Source organism: Streptomyces olivaceoviridis (genome assembly GCF_014650115.1).
In the GTDB taxonomy this organism is placed as follows: Bacteria; Actinomycetota; Actinomycetes; order Streptomycetales; family Streptomycetaceae; genus Streptomyces; species Streptomyces olivaceoviridis.
In genome coordinates this window covers 107,171-127,692 of the sequence record NZ_BMUI01000014.1, presented here as the reverse complement: position 1 = coordinate 127,692, position 20,522 = coordinate 107,171, and the positions used below count along the sequence as shown (strand labels likewise).

Genomic DNA, 20,522 nt, shown 5'->3' with positions numbered 1-20,522 from the left:
CCGATGACGACGCAGGCTCCCCCGGCCGACGGCGCCGGCGCGGGGCGAGTTCCCGCTGACGAGGCCGGTGGCTGAACGCGACTCCGGACGGCCCCTGGTCCGCGACCCGGCCCTGCCCTGCCCCGGCGCCCGGTGGAGCGCCTTGAGCAGGCCCTTCGGACCTTCGGCGCGTACGATGCCGTCCCGGGCGCCCCGGACACCGCCCAGCGACCCGCTCCCGTGCCGACCGTCCAGGCGGCCCCGGAGGCCCAACTCCTCGCCCTGCACCGCCGTTCGTCTCCGGTGCCCGCAACGGCCCGACCGCCCGCCCGATCGACGCGGCGCCGGTCCCGCGTCCGGCCCCGGCGGGACACGGTCTCAGTCAGATTCGGCCACGGAAAGAAGTGAGGCTTGAGAAACCCTTTGTCACACGTATCTTGCCAACGCGAGTGGTCTGTCTCTACGTGTGCGACAGCCCCGTCGTTCCCCGCGGGCGGTGTGGTCGACCGCTCACGGCTCGGGAACCGGGGCGCGACCTGGCGTGACAGCCGCGACTGGGCGCACGTGGCCTGCATCGGGGCGCCACACCCGCACCGAGTCGCGTAAGCGGACCACACGCCCACCCCGTCTCATTTGCGTGCTTAATGCAAGCAAAATCACCTTGACCGAATCTCATCGATCTTCGGTGTTTCACACGTTGCTGTTCAAGCAATGATCTGAGTGGCCGCCCCAGTGGCACAGCACAGGACCTTCCGAAGAAGATCCAGTTTCTCATACTTCGAAGCGAAAGGCTGGCCGGTGACATCACGGACTTTTGAGCAGGGGAGCCGCGTACTTCATTCCCGGCCGGAATGCGCGACCTCGTGTCACGCCGTTCCGACCGGGCATCGGAGGGAAATTTTCTGACAGCCCGCCCGAGAAATCCCCGAAGTCCTGAGGACGGTCTCCATGATGCGAAGGGTCAAAGAATTGCGGTATTCGAACGAGGACGACTTCCGTGGCACAGCCGCCACTTCGGCAGCGACAGGCGGGCGGGGGGACGCACCGTCGTCACAAGCGCCCGTCGGAAGCGACCGTCGGTCCCTGCGGGCTGCCGCTATGCGAATGGCCGAGGAACGCCTGCGAGAAGAGGATCTCAGCCCCACCGTGATCGCTCAGGAACTGAACGTATCGGTCCGCACACTGCACCGGTCGTTCACCGGGACCGGGGAGTCGATCATGGGGTATGTACGTCGTCGACGCTTGGAGCAGGCACGGGAAGCCCTCCTCTCCGGCCACGGCGAAGTCAGCGTGTCCGAGGTCGCCCAGCGCTGGCATTTCGCCGACAGCAGCCACTTCATTCGCGCATTCCGAGTCCACTTCGGTATAACTCCGGCGCGCGTCTTACACTTGAACGGCTGACACGAAGAGGCGCATCGGTCCGGGCCGCGGACAGAGCGCGGTCGACGGTGGGCGGGGGCCGGCGTGAGCGCGCGGCCCGGTGGGCGTCCGAGCGGCGTCGTCACCCACGGACCGGCGCCCCTGTGGGCCCGCAGCGGCGATCACCCTCGCGGGTGACGACGAGCATGGTGGCCCATTCGACCAAGGCGTGCGGCAGGTCGAGTGCGGCAGAAGACGGAACCAACGTGGCTCCTGCGCCTGTGGGGTTGAGACGTCGAAGACCTCCCCCGACGGCACGGGAGCCTCGTGCGTTGCGCACCTCCGGCATCATCCGGCCGGATCACCGGGCTCAGTCGCGGTCGGCCATCAGGAATCCCGCTTGCAAGCGGCTCTCCGCACCGACCTGTTCGACCAGCTCGGCGATGTGCCTGCGGCACGTCCGCACCGATATCCCCAACCGGCGGGCGATCACACCGTCGTGCGCGCCCTGGACCAGCAGGTGGAGGATGCGGCACTTGACCTCGTCACCGGTCAGCGCCTCGACGTCGGGCTCGGCCTGCTCGGTCAGCGGCACCGCCTCCGACCAGTGCTGTTCGAAGGCGCCCCGGAGCATGTCCAGCACCGTGGTCTGCCGGACCACGACCGCGCCGCCCGCCCGGTCCCCCGTGGCCGGAATGAACGCGGCGTGCTCGTCGAGGAGGATCAGGGGGCCCGCCACCTGGGGGACGACGCGCACCAGCGCTCCGGCACGAGCGGCGGTCGAGGCGCCGCGCCGCGCCGCCCAGTCGTCGTCCAGCACTTCGGCCGCGCACACCGCCCGCACGCGCACGCCGCGCTTGGACAAGGACGCGGTTTCCGCGAGCAGCTGGTCGAGCAGACCGCCGAAGCCGTCCGTCCCGGAGTGCATCAGCAGTACTTCCCGTACGCCGCCCTCGGCGATCTCGCTCATCAGCAGGTTGATTCCGACGCCCTCCGGAATCACGCCGATGGTGTCGCTCCCGCGCCCCATACGGCGCTTGCGGTGCTGCTGGTACATGGACATCAGCCTGCGGAAATCGTCGTTCAGCCGGTCCGCCTCATCGCGGAACTCCACGATCTGCTTCTCCAGCGGGCCGACGATGTTCGCCGCTACGGCATCCGGTCTACCCGCGACCACCCTTCCTTTGCCGTCCGTGTGCAGCAGCCGTAGCCGCAGGAGCCGTTCCAGACATTCGTTGAAGCGGGGAAGACTCAGTCCCAATTGCCCGGGAATCGCGTCGATTTCGGCGCGTCCCCGGTCGAGGACCCATCGATAGACGACCCAGCTCGTGTCGTCCAGGGTGGAAATGACGCGTAGTTCGCTGTACCCCTGCTCCGCACCCGGCACGACACCACCCAGTTCCTCTTGGAGAGACACGTGGCCCCTGGTTTCAGCCCACCGACGCTGGATCGTTACCCGCGAGACCGGTTGGCGAATCCAGGGACCGGCTTCCCGCTGTGGAACGGGGAACGGATGTTCCGTGATTGAAGACGCAAGAGGGTATCGGGTCGTGACGGCCGCCCTCGGCGGCGTCCTCCTCGCCGACGTGGGCACGTCGCGGTCCTCGACGCGATGCGCGGCGCCCGGTCCCCCGTGCGTCGACACGTGTGGAAGTGGCCGCGTATGGGTCCTCGCCATCAGGTGGTTCCGCGTCGACCGGTGCAGCTCGTTGATCGCGACGGGGCGGCGACCCTGAACGTGGCCGGGCTCGTGGAGCCGGGCGTGCTTCAGGCAGGACGGTCCGATGTCACGCCCGGTTCCGGAACTCATCCTTCCGCCATGTGAACGTCATGAGTCTGCCAAGCTCTTGCCCCGTCGCGGTAGTCGCGGCGGGGTCAACTGCCCCCTGCATTCACCGCGACAGGGGAGAGACCGGATGACACCCGCAGCCCGCCCGTCCCAGCACGCCCCCGAACTGCGCGCCGCCGCCCGGCACCTCGGCCGGCGCCGCTTCCTCACCATGACCGGCGCCGCCGCCGCGCTCGCCTTCGCCGTGAACCTGCCCGCCGCCGGCACGGCCGCCGCCACCGAGCTCGACGCCCGGAGGATCACCGACGACCCCTTCACGCTGGGCGTGGCCTCCGGCGACCCGCTGCCCGGCTCGGTCCTGCTGTGGACCCGGCTGGCCCCGCAGCCGTACCAGCCCGACGGCGGACTGCCCGCGCAGCGCGTCACCGTGCACTGGGAGCTGGCCCACGACGCGGACTTCCGACGGATCGTCAGGCGCGGCACCGCCCCCGCCCACCCCGAGTTCAGCCACACCGTCCACGTCGAGGTGCCCCACCTGCCGGCGGACCGCGTCTTCTTCTACCGCTTCCGGGCCGGCGCCTGGCTGAGCCCCACCGGCCGCACCCGCACCGCCCCGCTGCCCGGCAGCCGCCCCGCCGCGCTCACCCTGGGCGCCGTCTCCTGCCAGGCCTACGCCGACGGCTACTACACCGCCTACCGCCACCTCGCCGAGGACGACGTGGACGTCGTCTTCCACCTGGGCGACTACCTGTACGAGTACGCCGTCAACGCCACCGGCAACGACCGCGACTACACCGACCGGACCCTCCCGGCCCACTACAACCACGAGACGGTGACGCTGGAGGACTACCGGCTGCGCTACGCCCTGTTCAAGTCCGACCCGGACCTGATGGCCGCGCACGCCGCGCACCCCTTCGTCGTCACCTGGGACGACCACGAGACGGAGAACAACTACGCCGACGACACCCCGGAGGACGGCGGCTCCTCCGAGGAGTTCCTGCTGCGCCGCGCCTCCGCCTACCGCGCCTACTGGGAGAACCAGCCGCTGCGCCGGCCGCAGCGGCCCACCGGCTCCGACATGCGGCTCTACCGCCGCCTGCACTGGGGCCGGCTCGCCCAGTTCGACGTCCTGGACACCCGCCAGTACCGCTCGGACCAGGCCTACGGCGACGGCTGGCAGTACCCCGGCCCCGAGTCCGAGGACCCGGCGCGCACGCTCACCGGTGCCACGCAGGAGCGGTGGCTGATCGACGGCTGGCGTGCCTCGCGGGCGCTGTGGAACGTCGTACCGCAGCAGGTCACCTTCTCCCAGCGGTACAACACCACCGCCACGCCGTCCAAGGTCTCCATGGACTCCTGGGACGGCTACCCGGCCTCCCGCGAGCGGATCCTGGCGGGGGCCGACGCCGCCGGCGTGGAGAACCTCATGGTCCTCACCGGTGACGTGCACGTGCACTACGCCTTCGACATCAAGCGCGACTTCGGCGACCCCGGTTCCCGGACCGTGGGCACGGAGATAGTCACCACGTCGATCACCAGCGGGCGCGACGGCGCGGACCGGCCCGGCAACTGGGCCACCTACCTCGCGGCCAACCCGCACATGAAGTTCTACAACGGACGGCGCGGCTACGTGACCGTCACGCTCGGACAGGAAGCGGCCCGCGCCGACTTCAAGACAGTCCCGTACGTCACCAGGCCGGGCGCACCCGTCACGACCGCGGCCTCCTTCGTCACGGAAGCCGGCGCCCCCGGGCTCAAGCCCGCCTGAACCCGGCGCGGCAGCGGGCCCAGGCCGGGACGGAGTCCGTCCCGGCCGCCTCGCCCGGGTGGCGGACGCCGACGCGGACACGGATCGCGTCGGCGTCCGCATCACGGCGGGCCTGCCCCTCCCCAGCGGCGCCAACGGCACCTCCCGTCGGCCCGCATGACCTCCGGTCCGTGGCCGGGCCCGGTCGGTCCGGGCCGGTTGGCGGGTGTCGTACAGGGTGAGGCAGGTGACCGAGCGGGTGTGAGGAAGGCACCGGCTCACACACACCTGCCACGATCGTGGTGTTAGGCGGACGGCACCGAATGATCCGGTCCGGATCCGGCGGAGTGGTTTACAGTCTTGCAGCCGTCCTTGTCCTCACCGTCCCGCTGGGAGCCGCGGTGCCGCCCCTGACGTGTTCTCCGCGGACGAGGCCGGCGCTGGGTGTGACGGGGGTCGGCTGAGGGGAGACTTCGCGGTGCTCGGAGGGGTCCATGGCAACGGCGGTCGGCTCCCGGCGCTGTCCGCGCCGCAGTTCGTCGGCCGGGAGGACGAGCTCGGCACACTTGCGTCGGCGCTCGGACGTGTCCCCGCGGTCGTGCTGATCGAGGGTGAGGCGGGCATCGGCAAGACCCGGCTGCTGCGCGAGTTCCTGGCGTCCCAGGCGGAGCGGGGGCGGCACGCCCTGGTCGGCGCCTGCCTGGAGTTGCGGGTGCCGTACACCCTCGGGGCGGTGGTGGACGCGGTGCGGGACGGCGTCGACAACGTTGCCGCGCTGCGGCTGAGCGGGCTGGCGGGCGCGCTGAGGCCGTTGTTCCCCGAGTGGGCCGACGACCTGCCTGCGGCACCGGAGGCGCTGGAGGACGCCACCGCCGCCCGGCACCGGCTGTTCCGGGCGTTCGTCGAGGTCCTCGGCCGGCTCGACGTCGCGGTCCTCGCGCTGGAGGACGTCCACTGGGCCGATGAGGCGACTCTCGAATTCCTGCTGTTCCTCGTCTCCCGCCGGCCGCAGCCGGTCAGTGTGGTGCTGACCTTCCGACGGGACGAAGTGCCGTCGGCCTCCCCGCTGTTGCGGCTGTCCTCCCGGCTGCCCTCCGACGCTCGTCCGGTCAGGCTGACGCCGAGACCGCTGGATGTCGGTGAGACCGCCTCGTTCATCTCGTCGATGCTGGCCGGCGGGCACGTCTCGAACGAGTTCGCGGCCTTCCTGCACGCACGCACCGCGGGCGTACCCCTGGCGGTGGAGGAATCGGTGCGGCTGATGCACGACCGCGCCGATCTGATCCGCCGCGACGGCGGTTGGGCGCGACGCCGGCTGGACCGCATCGAGGTCCCGCCGACGATCCGCGACGCCATGCTGGAGCGCGTCCAGCGGCTCGGTCCCGACACCCGCACCGTCCTGTACGCGGCGGCAGTGCTCTCCGGTCCGGCCGACCACGCGACGCTGCTCGCGGTCACCGGCCTGCCTCAGGAGCGGTTCGCGGGACAGTCGGCCGAAGCGCTCGGCAGCGGCCTGCTGCGCGAGGACAAGTCCGGGCAGTGGTCGTTCCGGCATCCGCTGGCGTGTTACGCCGTGTACGACGCCATCCCGGCCGGGGACCGGCGTGCCATGCACCTGCGGGCGGGCCGGACCCTCCAGCGGTGGCCGGTGCCCCCGGTGGCGCAGCTGGCGCGGCACTTCCGGCTGGCCGGCGACGCCGAGGCCGCGTGCCGGTACACCGAGGAGGCGGCCGACCTCTGCCTCCAGTCCGGGGACGTGGCCACCTCGGCGCTGCTGATACACAGCCTGGTCGCCACCGTCCCGCTGCCCGCCGGGGTACTGGTACGTCTGGTGACGAAGATCCAGTTCCAGGCGCTGTCCGGCTCCGACCCGTACTCGGCGATCATCGCATCGCTGCGTTCGGCTCTCGCCGGCCAGGTCCTCACGCCGGTGGAGCAGGCGTCCGTCCGCTTCCAGATCGGCCGGGTCCTCATGGTGGCGGGCGAGATCGAGGCGGGTCGCGGCGAGATCCTCACCGCGATCGCCCATCTGCCGCCGGGCTCCGCGGAGCAGGCGCGCGCCCGTGTGCTGCTGGCCCTGCCCCTGGGGAACGCGCGGCCGGTCCGGGAGCACCTGCGGTGGCTGGAGGAGGCGCCGCCGCCGGCGCGGTCGATGGCTTCCCTCGACCGGCTGCACCTGTCGGTGGAACGCGCGTTCGCGCTGCTCATGCTGGGTGAGGAGGCCGGATGGGCGGCGGCCCGGGAGATCCCGGACGACGTCCCGGAGCCGCGGGCGGCGTCCATCGTCGCGATCGGTCACACGAACGTCGGCGAGGAGGCGACGCGGTGGGGACGGTACGAGGAGGCCAGGGCACGACTCGCCAAGGCCCGCACCCTCGCCGAGCGCCACCAGCTCCTGGACTACCTCGACAGCATCGCCTCCTCCCAGGCCCACCTGGACTGGTTCACCGGTGCCTGGTCGCAACTCGCCGAGCAGACGGCGCGCCTGCTCGACGACGCCGGCGGCGTACGGCTGAAGGACCGGTGCGAGGCGGCGCTCGTGGCCGGGTTGCTCCAGGCCGCCTGCGGAGACCGGGAGGTGGCCAGGGAGCGGCTGGCTTTCGCCGGGCGCGACGACCAGCAGCGCATCGAGGCCGTGGCGGCACTGGCCCAGTTGTGCCTGCGCGACGGCGACGTCGACGAGGCGCTCCGGCTGACCGACCCGCTCGCCGAGACCGCCGTCGGCGGCGGCCCGTGGTCCCGTGCCGTCGAGTTCGCCCCCGCGCGCACCGCCGCCCTGGCCGCCGCCGGCCGGCTCGGAGCCGCCGCGGAGGTGGTGAACGCTCTCGACGGGGCCCTGGGCGACAGGGACGCGCCGGCGGCCCAGGCGTCCCTCGTGCTGTGCCGCGCGATCCTGGCGGAAGCCGACGGCCGCCGCACGGACGCCGCCGCGCTGTTCGCCCGTGCGGCCACGGCCTGGGAGGCGCTGCCGCGGCCGTACGACGCTCTGCTCGCCAGGGAACGCTCCGCCCGCTGCCTGCTCGCCGAGGGCCGGGACGAGACCGCGCTCCCCGCGCTGTCGGACATCGCGCGGGCGCTGTCGGAACTCGGCGCCTCCCGCGACGCCGACCGGATCGTCCGGTTCCTCGCCGGCAAGGGGTTCGCGGTGACACGCGGGCGGGGACGTCCCGGCTACGGCAACCGGCTCTCGCCGCGTGAGCTGGAAGTGGCCCGGCTGCTGGTCGAGGGGCTGACGAACCGGCAGATCGCCGACGCCTTGGGGGTGTCGGTGCAGACGATCGCCAGCCAGGTGAAGTCGGCGATGCGCAAGATGGACGTCACCTCGCGCACGGCACTCGCGGTCAGGGTCGTCGAGTCGGGTCTCGTCGGCGACCCGGACCAACGGCCCGCGAGCGACGAGTGAATTCGGCACGGCGTTCGGAGGACGACGAAAAGTCCCGTACCGAACGGCGGGATTAAATCCCGCATCTGAGCGATCGTGCCGGCCCCCGGCACGATCGCACACTCATTGCCATGCCGCCCGCCGAGCCGCCGACGCCCGCCCCAGCAGACGTACCGCCCGCACCGGAACTCCGTCCTCAGGACGAACCCGTGCCGGCCGGACCGCCGTCCGACCCGGCGGACTCCGCCACCCCGCACACCGAGAGGGCCGGCGCCGACGACGACGCCGAGTACGAACCCCTCTGACGCAGGGCCCCTGGCGCGAGGCGTGGAGCAGCCCACGTCCGCCGAGCGGCCGGCGTCCCCGTGTGCACGCGAGGGCCGGTCGCCGACGCGCCGCACACCCCTGGCCCGGACCTGTTCCCACCTTCCCCGTCATTCCTCTCAAGGGAGACTCATCGATGAGGTCAAGCGCACGAACGGGCGTCGGCAGACGCTGGGGCGCGGTGACCGTCGGTCTGACCGTCCTCGGCATGCTCGTGTCGACGACGACGGCCCACGCCGCCGCCCCGGACCGGCAGCCGCCGCCATCCGGTGCCGCACGGACGGACAGCCCGACATCGGCCGCCGACAACCCCCTGGCTCGATTCGTCTCCGCGTCCGGCGGATCCGTGCCGGTCACACTGATCACCGGCGACACCGTGGACGTCGGTGTCGACGACGGCGGCAAGCCGGTCGTCCGCGGCACCGAGAGCGCGCCCCGGCCCGATGGACTGCCGGTCGTGTTCCACACCCTCACCCGCCAGGGCAAGGTGTACGTCGTACCGGACGACGCCCTCGCGCTGGTCGGCCAGGGACTGCTCGACTGGTCGCTCTTCGACCTCGGCCAGTTGGTGACGCTCGCCGCCGCGGGTGGGAAGGACACCGTGCCGGTGCTCGTCACCTACACCGGCACCGCCGCGGCCGACAAGACGCGCAAGGTCGCCGGGGCGTCCGGCGGACGGGCACTTCCGAGCATCAACGGCCGCTCGATGAAGATCGCCGACGACGGACGGTGGTGGCAGGGGGTACGGGGCAAGACGGCCTCCACACCGGCCGCCGCCCGCTCCGCCGGTTCCCTGACCGGGGTCAAGAAGGTGTGGCTCAACGGCCTGTCCCACATCGACCTCGAACAGTCGGTACCCCAGATCGGCGCGCCCGTCGCCTGGGAACGCGGCTACGACGGCACCGGCGTGACCGTGGCGGTGCTGGACACCGGGATCGACGCCACCCACCCGGACGTGTCCGCGAGCATCGCCGGGGAGGCCGACTTCACCGGCAGTCCGCACGGTGCCAAGGACGGGCACGGGCACGGCACCCATGTGGCGTCCACGGTCCTGGGCAGCGGCGCCGCGTCCAAGGGGCTGCGCAAGGGCGTCGCACCCGGCGCCAAGCTGCTGGTGGGCAAGGTCTGCGACGACAACGGAGAGTGTCCCGACGACGCGATCATCGCGGGCATGGACTGGGCCGCCCACTCCGGGGCCAAGGTCGTCAACATGAGCCTGGGTGGTGAACCCACCGACGGCACCGATCCGATGAGCCAGGCGCTCAACGAGCTCAGCCGCAGCACCGGGACCCTGTTCGTGGTCGCGGCCGGCAACTCCGGTTTCGTCGCCCAGAAGGTCGTCACCCCGGGCTCCGCCGACGACGCCCTGACCGTGGCGGCCGTCGACAAGAACGACGAGATGGCGCAGTTCTCCAATCGGGGGCCGCGCATCGGGGACGGCGCCGCCAAGCCCGACATCGCCGCTCCGGGCGTCGACATCGTCGCGGCGCGCGCCGCGGGCACGGCCATGGGCACGCCGGTGGACCAGTACTACACCACGGCCAGCGGGACCTCGATGGCCACGCCGCACGTCACCGGCGCCGCGGCCATCATCGCCCAGCAGCATCCGGAGCTGACCGGTCGGCAGATCAAGGCACTGCTGATGGACACCGCCTCCGACCTGGGACACGACATATACGCCCAGGGCACCGGTCTGGTGGACCTGGCGACCGCGACCAATCCGCGGATCGTCCCGAAGGGGAACCTGAACTTCGGCCGCCTGGCCTTCCCGCACTCGGCGCGGACGAAGCGGATCACGTACACCAACCGCGGCGACAAGGCGATCACGCTGCATCTGTCGATGCCGGTCTCCTTCGGCGACGGCAAGCCGGCCGCGGCGGGTCTGTTCACCCTCGGCACGGACACGGTGGTCGTTCCCGCGGGCGGGTCCGCCGAGGTGCCGGTGACGCTCGACGCCAGGGTACTGGGCGCCGACGGGCCCTATGGCACGTACAACGGGCTGCTGAGCGCCCGTGACGACTCCGGCGCGATACGGCTGAACGCACGGATCCACACCTTCGTGGAGGCCCAGAAGTTCCCGCTGACCGTGCACGTCGTCCCTCCCGCGGGTGCCACGGACGTCCGTTACGGGACCGCCACCTTCATGCCGGTCGACGACCAGATCCACCTGCACGCGGGCCAGGTCGCCGAAGCCGGCGCGGACACCGTGACCGAGCAGCTCTTCCGCGGCACCTACGCGGTACAGATCCCGGTCACCTGGCGGAACGCGGCCGGTGACGTGCAGCAGGCCACACCGATCGCACCGGAGGTGAGCCTCACCGAGGCGACCACGGTCACCCTGGACCTGCGCAAGGCCGAACCGCTGCGCGTGGAGTACCCCGAGGCCACCGAGACCTACAACGCCACCGACTTCGTCAACCGGGTCTCGGCGACCGGGGCGTGGACGATGGGCGCGTCGTCGGCGTTCGACTACAGGGCCACCGAACCGAACCGGTGGGTGCTGCCCACCGGCAAGGTGAGCGAAGGCTCCCTCACCCACGACTTCTACACCTCGGGGACGACTCCCGTCGTCACCATGCGCGCCACCGGCGGCGGTGCCTCCGCCGACCTGTCCGCCCGCTACGTGACCCCGGACGCCGCGCTGTCCGAGTCGCAGGGGTGGCTGCGCGACAACGGGGACCCGAGCACCCGGCAAGCCTCGATCCCGGTTCCCCGGCTGCCGGTCGAGGGACACCTGCCGGTGGTCCACGCCGGCACCGGGTCCCCCGCCGAACTCGCGGACGTGGACGTCCGGGGCAAGCTCGTCCTCCTGACGCCGACCGACATCTGTCAGGGCACCTGCGACTACCCCGAGCTCCGGGAGCGGGTGGCCACCGCCGCCTCCGCGCACGCCGTCGGCGTACTGGTCGCGGCACCGGGCCTCATCTCGCTGGGCCGCCCCTCGGAGTTCGACCAGTGCCCGGACGGGCCGCAGAGCTGTCCGGCGATCGAGCCGTACGCCGCGCTGCCCATCGTGAGCGTGCCCTACGTCCAGGCCCAAGCCCTGATCCAGCGGATCAAGGCTGGCGGGTCGCACGTCCGGATCGGCCTCGGCGGCAGCGTCGTGCCGAGGGCGTACGCCGCCACGTACCACGAGAGCGGACAGCTCCGGCCGAAGGCCTACCGGCTCGGGAAGGACGATCTCGACCGGGTCGACCTCTCCTTCCACGCGGCACGGCCCGGAGAGGTGCACCAGCTGAGCTGGCTCCAGTCCCTCCAGGCCGGCACCGCCTCGTCGCAGGTGTCCCTGCCGCACCCGTCCACGCAGCGGACCATGACCGCCTTCGTCAAGCGGGAGGACAACGCCATCAGCCGGTTCACCGCGTCCTGGGCCGAGCGCGGGGCGGACCACTTCCTGACGCACAACCGTACGGAAATGAACGACATGGTCCTCACCGGCAGGAACGAGATCCACTGGAACGCGGGGCCGTCCGTACCGGGGGCCGTGCCGCAGGTGCGCACCGCGTCGGGCTTCTCGGTCCAGGACGGACCGTGCTCGGGTTGCCGGCAGGGCGACACCTTCTACCCCACCCTCTATCTGACGGACAGTGGCGGCGGTCGCCAGGCGCTGATCGGCATCGTCGACGACGAACTGCTCCAGCACCAGTTCATCGATCTCCCCTCCTGCGGGACGGCCCCCTCGCCGACCGTGCCGAACCTCGACTCCACCTGCGACTTCAAGCTGCTCAACGCGTCCGGTGACGAGATCGGGCGTCACACCGAGCACCTCCCCGACGAGACCTGGCCGACCCTGTGACGGCACTCGACACCGCCAAGGAGACCGACACGATGAACACCCCAGTGCCATCGGCGCGGCGCCGCAGAGGGGCCCTCATGGTGCTCGCAGCCGCAGCGATGCTGGCGCTCGCCGGCTGCAAGGGCGGTGACCTCGTCTCCTACGACCTTCCGGCGAAGTCCGCCCGGTACACGTTCGAGACGCGGACCAACGACGTCAAGACGGTGTGGCGGTACACCTCCGCCACGGCGACCGAGGACGACGCCCCGAAGCTGAGCCCGTGCGTCGGTGAGCTGGTCGGCAGCAACCACGCGGCCTGCCGCCCGGAGCCGCTGATCTTCCTGCGCTACGACTTCGGTCTGGCCCTGGACAACACGGCCAGGGCCGGGGAGAAACACGAGGTCACCGTCGTCGGCTACTACCAGCAGCGGCTCACCGACCCGCCCGAGGTGACCTCCCTGAAGGCGGAGACCACCTTCGACGGAGGCAGGACCTGGCATCCCGCGGCCACGAAGGCGACCGGGAAGAACACGTTCACCACCACCGTCGGCAACCCGCGGCGGGAGCAGGCCGCCGAGGGTGTCGGACTGAGGATCAGCGCGACCGACAGCCAGGGCAACACCGTCAGGCAGACCATCCCCACGGCATATACGCTGCGCTGACGGACATCCATCGCGCGGCCGGGTGAGCGGGGCGAGAGGCGACTCTCGCCCCGCTCACCCGGCACAGCCCTTCGGGACACTGATGGGACGGATGGTGGAATAAGGAGCTTTCACCGGAAAGTTGGGGACATACGACTGGCTCCGGGGTGCCGGTGGCCGGTCGCCACGTGTCACGTGATGTCCCGACGGACTTCTGGGGAGGCCTGATGCACCGCGAATCCCTCGCGGCCACCGACTGGCGGGCGATGAGCGCCTGTAGACGCGAGGACCCTGAGCTGTTCTTCCCGATCGGCGACACCGGTCCCTGCGCGGTGCAGATCGAACAGGCCAAGGCCGTGTGCCGGGACTGCGCCGTCGTCACGCCCTGTCTGCGGTGGGCGCTGGAGACACGCGAGGCCCACGGCATATGGGGGGCGACGACCGAGACCGAACGCCGTCGGCTCCGTCGTCAGCCCCCGGCCGTGCGGGCGGACGTCCGAGGCGCATGACCCGCGAGGGAGCCGGAACCCCGCACGACGGGGCGGGAGAAGGTGCGCCGTGCGGGTTCCTGGGCGGGGTCAGTCCTCCCCGTGGCGGACCGCGTCGGTCGCGGTGACGTCACCGGCGTAGACGAGGGCCACGCGGTGGTTGTACTGGATGGTGTACATCTTCTTGCCGCCGATGACGACCGCCCCGCTGGAGGGGAAGTAGTCGTCGGTGGCGGCGGGGCCGGTGGTGGCGACGTACGCCTGGCCCGCGGGGAGGGAGTACATGCTCAGGGGTGCCTGGGTGGAGGCACCGAGGCCGGCCGGGTACTCCGCCTTGTCCGGGTAACTCGATCCGTAGAGCGAGACCGCGGTGGTGCCCACGGGCCGGATGGTCTTCACTCCGTAGCCGATCTTCGTGTTGGCGCCGCCGGGGTTGTGGAACCACACCTCGGAGCCGCTGTACCAGATCGCGGTCCAGTCGCCCTGTACGTCCGCGACGACGAACTGCTGCCCGGACTGGGCCGTGCTGCCCCAGTCGCTGACGCGGTCGGTGCCGGCGGCGGTCCCGTGGATCGCCTGGTCGCCGAAGAGCGGGGCCGTCTCGCTCGGAGCGGTGCGCAGGTAGACGAAGTCGGCCGGCTGCCGTCTGTCGGCGCAGGCGGTCGTCTGCCCGGTCGGGTCGTCGGACGGGCACACCTGGATCGTCTGGGTGTTCTCGGCGAACGGCGGGTCGATCGTCACGACCTGGCCCGTCCGGGGAACGCCCGGCAGGCCGTTCGCCGGCGCGCCCAGCAGCGTCATGAAGTGGTCCCAGTCCCAGGAGGGGCCCGGGGCCCAGTGCATGCCGGAGACCAGAGCGGAGTTCGGTCCGGCAACGTTGTCATGGCCGATGACGTGCTGCCGGTCCTGGGGGATGCCGAACCGGGCGGCGAGGTACTGCACCAGGGCGGCCGTCGCCTCGTACTGGGCCTCGGTGTACCAGGCCGCGCCCTGCACGGCGTAGCCCTCGTGCTCGATGCCTGTCGAGTGCAGGTTGGTCGAGTAGTTGCCCGCCTGGAAGGCGATGTCCTTGGTGGGCACCATCTGGGTGACGGCACCGGCGGAGGACATCACGTAGTGCGTCGAGGCGGGGTGCACCGGGTTGGCCAGGCCGGTGACGCCGGCGTCGTAGGTGGTCTCCAGGTCGTGGATGACGATGGTGTCGATCCTGATGCCGTTGGCGGGCCGGTCGGAGACCTGGCGGCCGACGGGCGAGCCGGCGACGAAGGCGCAGGGGACGGCGGGCGGGCATTCGGTGTCGGCGGTGGAGGCCGCGGCCGTCTTCAGGCCCAGCGCGGCGGCCTGGGACCGCGCGGGGCGGACCGAGGGGTCGGCCGCCAGGCGGATCCGCCGGCCGTCCCGCGCCGTCGTGGCGGCGCCGGTGCGGAGGGTGGCGAAGACGCGCTCTGCTTCTGCGTGGCCTGGCTGTACCGGGCCACCGCGCCGTACCACTGGGAGGCGTCCGCGGGTGTGCCGCCGACCAGCTTCTTCTCGTACGAGGCGAGCAGTGCGGCTCCGCCGCGGATGTTCGCCTCGTCGTCCTCGCGCAGTTCCCGCGGGGACAGCCCGGTCAGCTTCGCGGCCGTCCGGAGGGTGTGCAGGGCGGGGGCCGCGGCAAGGGTCTTGAGGTCGGCGCGGCCCGCCGCACCGGCGCCGCCGCCGGCCAGCATGCCGGGGGTGACGTCCGTGAGGTGCATGGCGCCGTAGCCGCCGTCCGTGCTGACCTGCGTGCCGTGGGAGTCCCAGCGCGACTCCTGGTAGGAGAGGGCGAACAGGACGCCGGGCGGGATGTGGTACTCGGCGGCGGCGGACCGCAGGGCCTGCTGCCGAGTGGTGGGGGTGCTGTGCGAGGGGCCGTTCGGGGTGTCGGCCAGCGCCGTGCATCCTTGGGGATGGGGAAACGTGTTTCGAGATACGTATCTCGGAAGACGGTGAAATGTGTCTCGGAGCCGCATCTCGAACGGGCCGACTACAAGGTGTCCGGGCTCCTCCGCGGTGTCCCGGGCGCCGCGGTGCGGGAGCGGGCGAGCGGGTTTGCCGGAGTCGGACACACATGTCACGTATGACGCGGAGTTACACTCACATGTATGACCAATGACGATGCGGTATTCGAGGCCGCCGAGGCATTCCAGACGGCTGCGGAGCGGCTCGCCGGTGTCCTGCCGGACGGCCTGCACGAGCGCGGTCCCGGCGGCGCCCTGCTGGCCGTCACCCGCTCGATGATCCCCTTGCTCAACAGCATCATGAGTGTGACCGACGTGCCGGACGCGGCGGAGATCGAGCTGCTCTGCGAGAAGGCCGCACCGCATGTCGCACAGCTCCCCTGGAGCATCCGGCTGCGCGGCGAGCCCGATGCCGGGATCGTCGGCATCGCCGCCGCCCACGGGCTGCGCACGCTCACCCGACAGCCCTTCATGCTGCTGTCGCTGGACGAGGACCGCGGCAGCAGCGAGTCCGCCCGGGGCTCCGTGACCGTGCGTCCGCTCCGCGACGACGAGGACCAGACCTTCGCCACCGTCCTCGGCGCGGCCTTCGGGGCTCCGCCGATGATCATCACCAGCCTGTACACGCCCCTCGTCCTCGGACAGCCCTTCGTCCGGGCCTACCTCGCCGAGGTGGACGGGGTGCCGGCCGGAGCGGGGCTGGCGATCCTCACCGACCGGCATGTCGGGCTCGCCAACATCGGTACCCTGCGCGACCACCGGCGGCGCGGGGTCGGCCGCGCGGTGACCGAGGCGATCCTGCGGGACGGCCGGGCCGCCGGGGCGCACACGGCGTATCTGCACTCCAGCGACGAGGCGCTGCCGCTCTTCGAGCAGGCCGGCTTCCGCACCCGGGAGTCGTGGGCGGCCTTCACGGCCTGAACGCGAAGGCGACAGAAGGCGACAGCGGCCCTGCCGGTCGGCCCGTGGGTCGCTGTGCCGGGCTGCCGGGCCCACGCCGCCCGGGGCTGATCACCTGTGCCGTCGTACGGCGACCGCGCGCGCCGGGGAACGGCTCACACGCCCGGCGGTGGGGCCGACAGCCGGGCGAGCTGGGCGTGCCAGAGTTCCTCCAGGCGCTCCACCCATGTGGGCGACAACGTGTCGAACGCCCTGGGGAGGGAGGCGCGGACGGCGCTCTCGACGACGATCTCCGTGTCGTCGCCGACCTCGGTGAGCAGATATCCCTGGTACAGCCGGACACTGGTCCCCAGGCACATCCAGCCGAGCCGGCGGGGCGGTACGTGCTCTCCCACGTAGACCTCGAACCGATGACCGCACCAGCGCACCTCGAAGGTCTGGGTGAAGGTCTGGGTGCTGACCTCCTCGCACCCCGGCACCCAGCTGGTCCAGTCGGCGGCGTCGGTGAGCACACGGAAGACCCGCTCGGGCGGGCCGGGCACGACGGCCTGCACATGGTGGAAGCCATGGGCTTCGGCAGGTGAGAATCCGGACGGCCAGTGGATGTCCGGGTGGCTGTCTGCGGGGTCGTGCATCCGACTCTCTCTCACGCTGCTTCTGGCTTCGGTCGCCCCCGGCGGCGCTGGTGGCGCGAGCCGGGGGCATGCCCCTGTCCAGGATGCGACCATCGCCCGTGCGGGTACATACGTCATCTGACTGACCGTGCACCGTGCGGCAGGTCAGCTCACGCCGCCTCCGGTCTGCTCGGCCACCAGGTACGCGGCGTACCACTCGGCCCAGTCGGTGCCCGCGTCGCCGGTGCTCCCCGGCCGCTCGGCGTGTGCCGCGGCGGCTCGGCGCAGGGCCCGGGCGAGGTCGTCCGCGGAGGTGAAGGCCGTCGGGCCGGGTCCGATACGGCCGGGCAGGCGGGAGGTGACCTCCTGGACCAGCCACGCGTTGCCGTCCGGGTCGCGGAAGGGGAAGTGCGAGCGGTAGCTCTCCCGCTCGGGGTGCAGTCCGGGCTCGGGGACGGGCCCCCCGGTGTGGTAGTAGTCGCCCACCTCGCCCCCCAGCCGCACCAGTCTGTTCCGTTCCGCGACGATGTCGGGGACGCACAGGTACATGTTCTGGGCCGAGCCTGGTTCGGCCGTGGTCAGGGCCGTTCCGAACTGCACCGAACACGCCGAGCCCGGCGGGGTGACCTGCACCTTGGCGGGTGGCGTGCGGTCCAGTCGCCAGCCGAGCCGTAGGTAGAACTCCTTCGCCCGCTCGACGTCGGACACGGGGATCGTCACCACCTCCAGTCGCTCGTCGGGGCTGAACCGCACCGGTTCTGCCGTCATGACGTCCTGCCTCCTCCCCTGCGACATCTCACACGTACCTGGATGAACGCTACGCTCCCATCAGGGGCAAAACCAGCGAATCGGGTACATATCTTCGCCCGACATGTGTCCGGTAGACTCCGGCCCGGAGACACGTGTGCCGGGAACGGACCCGGTGGGCACATGTGAGCACAGGGATGGCCGCGAGGTCAGCGACGCGTGTCCGTGTCAAGCCCTCCGTGTGTCTCCTTCCGTCGTGACCATGGACTGTGAGGGCCGCATGACCGTCATCCCCGCGGGAGACCCGGGCCACGCTCGATACGACACGGCGACGGCATCGACGCTCACCTCCGTCGGCGAGCACCTGCATCTGGTGCACTCGGGGAGCAGGCCGCCGGTGTGGCTCACCCGGCTCGCCGGCCGGCTGGGCCCCACCCGGCCGAACGAGGCGTTCGTCGTGGTCGGCGTGCCCTCGGTCGAGGGCGGCGCGGAGGGGCTGGGCCGGCTGCTGGCGCCCGCGCTGGAGGCGAGCCGGGACGCACGGGTGCGCCTGCTGACCCTGGTGATGTCCGAGGGCGCCCACGAGGCCGGCGACAGCCCGTCGGCGGCCCGGCTGATCAGCGAACGGTGGGGGATGGACGTCCTGGCCACCGCCGGGTCCGCGCTCGTGACGGCGACGGGTTGTCTCTTCGCGCCCGGCCACCCGGGGGGCCCCGGCGGCTGGTGGCACTTCTCGCCCGGCACGGCCGCCCGGCACGTGAGCGGTCATCTGCCCGTTCCGGACTGGGAGATCGCGGTGCGGCGGGTGGGCCGCCAGACACTGGCCGGGCACATCGTCGAACCCGTGCCGGCCGGGCTGGCCGTACGGCCCGCGGGACCGGTGTCGCCCGCCACCCACGCCCGGCTGCACGCCGTACCGCCGGAGGACGGCCGGCCGCAGCTGATCATCACCTCGCCGCGGACTCCCGCCACCGTCCTCGCGGTGGTCATGGGGACGCTCCCCGAGCGGGTCCGCGGCTCGCTGCGGCTGGTTTCGCTGGCGGGTCGGCCGATGTCACGGACCGCTCAGGAGGTGTCGGACCTCCTGGGCTGCGAGGTCGCGGTGGCGCTGGGAGCGCCCGTCATGCACGGCAGGGCCGTCCCGGAGGGCGTCTCGGCCGGCGACGCCGCCGCGGACCAGTACCTGCTCGACGAGGAGGGCCGGCCCGCCTGGCGGCCCTTCGCCCGGACCCTCGTCCACGGGCCGGCGACGGGCGAGGGCGGCCGGCCGGCGCGCGTGACGCAATGGCGGGTCCCCGCGGTGCTGAGCGCGGGCACCGGGCCCGACGCGCTGTCGCTGGGCCGGGACTGGAGGGCGGGGGTGACCCCGTCGGGCCTGTGGGTCGGACCGCGTGACGCCGCACCGCCGCTCCTCGCCACGGCCCGCCCCGCCCGCGCCGACACCGTCGCACTCGACCTCGGGCCCTGGGGTTCGCACCGACCGCTCGACGCGTCCCTGTGGCCGGCGCTGGAGCGGCTGTTCGGGCAGTTGGAGCCCGAGGTCTGTGTCCGGGCCGTGGTGCACGTCCACGGTGTTCTCGACGCACGGGACGGTGAGCGACTGCACGGGCTGACGGTCCGTCACGGACTGCGGCGGGCCGACTCGGTGACATCGCCCCGGCCGGAGCCCGCGGGAGGCCCCGGCAGCGGACCGGAACCCGCCTCCGGCTCCGGCCGGTCCCGGCATCGCACTCCGCTGCCGGCGTCGTAGTCCGCCATGAACCGCCGCGGGCGGCGTCCCGGCCGGCGCACGGATCCCGACCCATTTCTTCCTCTTGGACACGTATGTGACTGTCGGCACATTCGCCCGACCTGCGAACCAGCGGAGCGTCACACGTCGTTGGTGATACGTGGGGGATACATCGTGCAGCGATCCCGCACCCTGATCAGGAGGGGACAATGGGTCCCAGCGGAAGGACACCCAGGACCGCCGTCGCCGTGATCGGCGCGGGTGCCGTCGGAGGTGTGGTCGCGTCAGCGCTGCACAGAGCAGGCCACGATGTGACGGTCTGTGTGCGTACCCGTGCTGGGTCCTGCTCGCCGTGAAGTCGTTCGACACTCAGAGCGCGGCCATGTGGCTGCGCTCCCTGTGCGACGAGAACACCACCGTCGTCGTCCTCCAGAACGGCGTCGAACAGACGGAAGGCGTCCAGGATCTCTCCCCCCGGGCCTCGCTGGTCCCGGCACTGGTGTACATCCAGGCCGAGAGGCTCGCCCCGGGCCGTATCCGGCTCGGTTACGGCGACAGCTTCCAGGTTCCGCGGGGGCCGTGGGCCGAGGAGCTGGCCGAGTTGTTCGAGGGCAGCGGAATGACAGTGGAGGTGGCGGAGGACCTCACCACGGCCATGTGGCGCAAGCTGATGCTCAACATCGCCGTGAACTCCCTCACCGCGCTCACCCTGCGCCGCATGGAGGTGTTTCAGGACGCACACGTGCGTGAACTCGCCCTCGGGCTGATGCGGGAGGCGTCGGCGGTGGGCGTGGCGCTCGGCGCCCGGCTCACGGAGGAGGACGTCCAGCGCACCCTCGCCTTCACGGCGGAGTTCGCCGCGGACAACGGAACGTCCATGCTGTACGACCGGCTGGCCGGAAGGCCGCTGGAGTACGACGCCCTCAACGGGGCCGTCGTCCGGCAAGCCGAGAAGCTCGGCATCGACGTCCCGTTGAACCGGGCCGTCACCGCGCTCCTCCAGGCGCTGCGCCCCCTGGACACCGGCGGGGCCGGGGTGCCGCGTCTGCCACGGGCCGCGTGACCG

Annotated in this window: 16 protein-coding genes and 1 pseudogene; 11 read left to right on the top strand and 6 right to left on the bottom strand. The window is 71.8% G+C overall.

Going from position 1 to position 20,522, the window contains the following annotated elements; all coding sequences use genetic code 11:
* Positions 1-1,083 precede the first annotated feature (1,083 nt).
* On the top strand, positions 1,084-1,380 hold the full coding sequence (locus tag IE273_RS25265; RefSeq protein WP_189817458.1) for a helix-turn-helix transcriptional regulator: 297 nt from the start codon (positions 1,084-1,086) through the stop codon (positions 1,378-1,380).
* 130 nt (positions 1,381-1,510) lie between these two features.
* Here the strand turns inward: IE273_RS25265 and IE273_RS25260 are convergent.
* Both IE273_RS25260 and IE273_RS43775 read right to left on the bottom strand, forming a co-directional pair.
* Positions 1,511-1,603 (bottom strand): annotated as a pseudogene (locus IE273_RS25260) (IS5/IS1182 family transposase); the annotation flags it as partial.
* A gap of 105 nt (positions 1,604-1,708) precedes the next feature.
* Positions 1,709-2,755 (bottom strand): LuxR C-terminal-related transcriptional regulator, encoded by a 1,047-nt coding sequence (locus tag IE273_RS43775; protein ID WP_229887501.1) that lies wholly within the window; start codon positions 2,753-2,755, stop codon positions 1,709-1,711.
* 499 nt (positions 2,756-3,254) lie between these two features.
* Here IE273_RS43775 and IE273_RS25250 point away from each other — a divergent pair, with 499 nt between their 5' ends.
* The 6 genes from IE273_RS25250 to IE273_RS25225 all read left to right on the top strand — a co-directional run bounded on the left by IE273_RS25250 (position 3,255) and on the right by IE273_RS25225 (position 13,505).
* On the top strand, positions 3,255-4,895 hold the full coding sequence (locus IE273_RS25250; protein ID WP_189817457.1) for an alkaline phosphatase D family protein: 1,641 nt from the start codon (positions 3,255-3,257) through the stop codon (positions 4,893-4,895).
* Between the two features lie 457 nt (positions 4,896-5,352).
* Positions 5,353-8,277: a helix-turn-helix transcriptional regulator gene (locus tag IE273_RS25245; protein ID WP_189817456.1), complete on the top strand. Its 2,925-nt coding sequence runs from the start codon at positions 5,353-5,355 to the stop codon at positions 8,275-8,277.
* Positions 8,278-8,387: 110 nt separating this feature from the next.
* The gene (locus IE273_RS25240) at positions 8,388-8,561 is read left to right on the top strand and encodes a hypothetical protein (protein ID WP_189817455.1); all 174 of its coding nucleotides are present in this window, start codon (positions 8,388-8,390) and stop codon (positions 8,559-8,561) included.
* Between the two features lie 155 nt (positions 8,562-8,716).
* Entirely contained in the window at positions 8,717-12,376 is a 3,660-nt protein-coding gene (locus IE273_RS25235) for a S8 family peptidase (RefSeq protein ID WP_189817454.1), read from the top strand.
* A 77-nt stretch (positions 12,377-12,453) separates the two neighbouring features.
* The gene (locus tag IE273_RS25230; RefSeq protein WP_189817453.1) at positions 12,454-13,017 is read left to right on the top strand and encodes a hypothetical protein; all 564 of its coding nucleotides are present in this window, start codon (positions 12,454-12,456) and stop codon (positions 13,015-13,017) included.
* Positions 13,018-13,223: 206 nt separating this feature from the next.
* Positions 13,224-13,505 (top strand): WhiB family transcriptional regulator, encoded by a 282-nt coding sequence (locus tag IE273_RS25225; protein WP_189817452.1) that lies wholly within the window; start codon positions 13,224-13,226, stop codon positions 13,503-13,505.
* A gap of 69 nt (positions 13,506-13,574) precedes the next feature.
* Here the strand turns inward: IE273_RS25225 and IE273_RS43770 are convergent, their stop codons facing one another.
* Together IE273_RS43770 and IE273_RS43765 are read right to left on the bottom strand one after the other, a co-directional pair.
* Positions 13,575-14,633 carry an N-acetylmuramoyl-L-alanine amidase gene (locus tag IE273_RS43770; RefSeq protein WP_229887520.1) on the bottom strand — a complete coding sequence of 353 codons (1,059 nt, stop codon included), beginning with the start codon at positions 14,631-14,633 and terminating at the stop codon, positions 13,575-13,577.
* 173 nt (positions 14,634-14,806) lie between these two features.
* Entirely contained in the window at positions 14,807-15,478 is a 672-nt protein-coding gene (locus IE273_RS43765; RefSeq protein ID WP_229887500.1) for a lysozyme family protein, read from the bottom strand.
* A gap of 132 nt (positions 15,479-15,610) precedes the next feature.
* Here IE273_RS43765 and IE273_RS25215 point away from each other — a divergent pair, with 132 nt between their 5' ends.
* Complete coding sequence (locus IE273_RS25215; protein ID WP_189817451.1) at positions 15,611-16,387, top strand: GNAT family N-acetyltransferase; 777 nt, start codon at positions 15,611-15,613, stop codon at positions 16,385-16,387.
* 134 nt (positions 16,388-16,521) lie between these two features.
* On the opposite strand, the gene IE273_RS25210 is transcribed toward IE273_RS25215, so the two are convergent.
* Both IE273_RS25210 and IE273_RS25205 read right to left on the bottom strand, forming a co-directional pair.
* On the bottom strand, positions 16,522-17,001 hold the full coding sequence (locus tag IE273_RS25210; RefSeq protein ID WP_189817450.1) for an SRPBCC family protein: 480 nt from the start codon (positions 16,999-17,001) through the stop codon (positions 16,522-16,524).
* 144 nt (positions 17,002-17,145) lie between these two features.
* Entirely contained in the window at positions 17,146-17,748 is a 603-nt protein-coding gene (locus IE273_RS25205) for a VOC family protein (protein ID WP_189817449.1), read from the bottom strand.
* 241 nt (positions 17,749-17,989) lie between these two features.
* Here IE273_RS25205 and IE273_RS25200 point away from each other — a divergent pair, with 241 nt between their 5' ends.
* The 3 genes from IE273_RS25200 (at position 17,990) to IE273_RS25190 (ending at position 20,519) form a co-directional block, all read left to right on the top strand.
* Positions 17,990-19,477, top strand: a complete 1,488-nt coding sequence (locus IE273_RS25200) for a hypothetical protein (RefSeq protein WP_229887518.1) — start codon at positions 17,990-17,992, stop codon at positions 19,475-19,477.
* 188 nt (positions 19,478-19,665) lie between these two features.
* Positions 19,666-19,812 carry a 2-dehydropantoate 2-reductase N-terminal domain-containing protein gene (locus IE273_RS45240; RefSeq protein WP_189817448.1) on the top strand — a complete coding sequence of 49 codons (147 nt, stop codon included), beginning with the start codon at positions 19,666-19,668 and terminating at the stop codon, positions 19,810-19,812.
* On the top strand, positions 19,776-20,519 hold the full coding sequence (locus IE273_RS25190) for a 2-dehydropantoate 2-reductase (RefSeq protein WP_308437060.1): 744 nt from the start codon (positions 19,776-19,778) through the stop codon (positions 20,517-20,519). The genes IE273_RS45240 and IE273_RS25190 overlap by 37 nt, the downstream gene beginning before the upstream one ends.
* The last annotated feature ends 3 nt before the right edge of the window (positions 20,520-20,522 follow it).

What these genes read in the sequence shown, in the direction of transcription:
- IE273_RS25265 (WP_189817458.1), top strand. Translation starts at nt 1,084, where the DNA reads ATGGCCGAGGAACGCCTGCGAGAAGAGGATCTCAGCCCCACCGTGATC.
- IE273_RS25250 (WP_189817457.1), top strand. Translation starts at nt 3,255, where the DNA reads ATGACACCCGCAGCCCGCCCGTCCCAGCACGCCCCCGAACTGCGCGCC.
- IE273_RS25240 (WP_189817455.1), top strand. Translation starts at nt 8,388, where the DNA reads ATGCCGCCCGCCGAGCCGCCGACGCCCGCCCCAGCAGACGTACCGCCC.
- IE273_RS25235 (WP_189817454.1), top strand. Translation starts at nt 8,717, where the DNA reads ATGAGGTCAAGCGCACGAACGGGCGTCGGCAGACGCTGGGGCGCGGTG.
- IE273_RS25230 (WP_189817453.1), top strand. Translation starts at nt 12,454, where the DNA reads ATGGTGCTCGCAGCCGCAGCGATGCTGGCGCTCGCCGGCTGCAAGGGC.
- IE273_RS25225 (WP_189817452.1), top strand. Translation starts at nt 13,224, where the DNA reads ATGCACCGCGAATCCCTCGCGGCCACCGACTGGCGGGCGATGAGCGCC.
- IE273_RS43765 (WP_229887500.1), bottom strand. Translation starts at nt 15,478, where the DNA reads ATGCGGCTCCGAGACACATTTCACCGTCTTCCGAGATACGTATCTCGA.
- IE273_RS25215 (WP_189817451.1), top strand. Translation starts at nt 15,611, where the DNA reads ATGACCAATGACGATGCGGTATTCGAGGCCGCCGAGGCATTCCAGACG.
- IE273_RS25210 (WP_189817450.1), bottom strand. Translation starts at nt 17,001, where the DNA reads ATGCACGACCCCGCAGACAGCCACCCGGACATCCACTGGCCGTCCGGA.
- IE273_RS25205 (WP_189817449.1), bottom strand. Translation starts at nt 17,748, where the DNA reads ATGACGGCAGAACCGGTGCGGTTCAGCCCCGACGAGCGACTGGAGGTG.
- IE273_RS25200 (WP_229887518.1), top strand. Translation starts at nt 17,990, where the DNA reads ATGGACTGTGAGGGCCGCATGACCGTCATCCCCGCGGGAGACCCGGGC.
- IE273_RS45240 (WP_189817448.1), top strand. Translation starts at nt 19,666, where the DNA reads ATGGGTCCCAGCGGAAGGACACCCAGGACCGCCGTCGCCGTGATCGGC.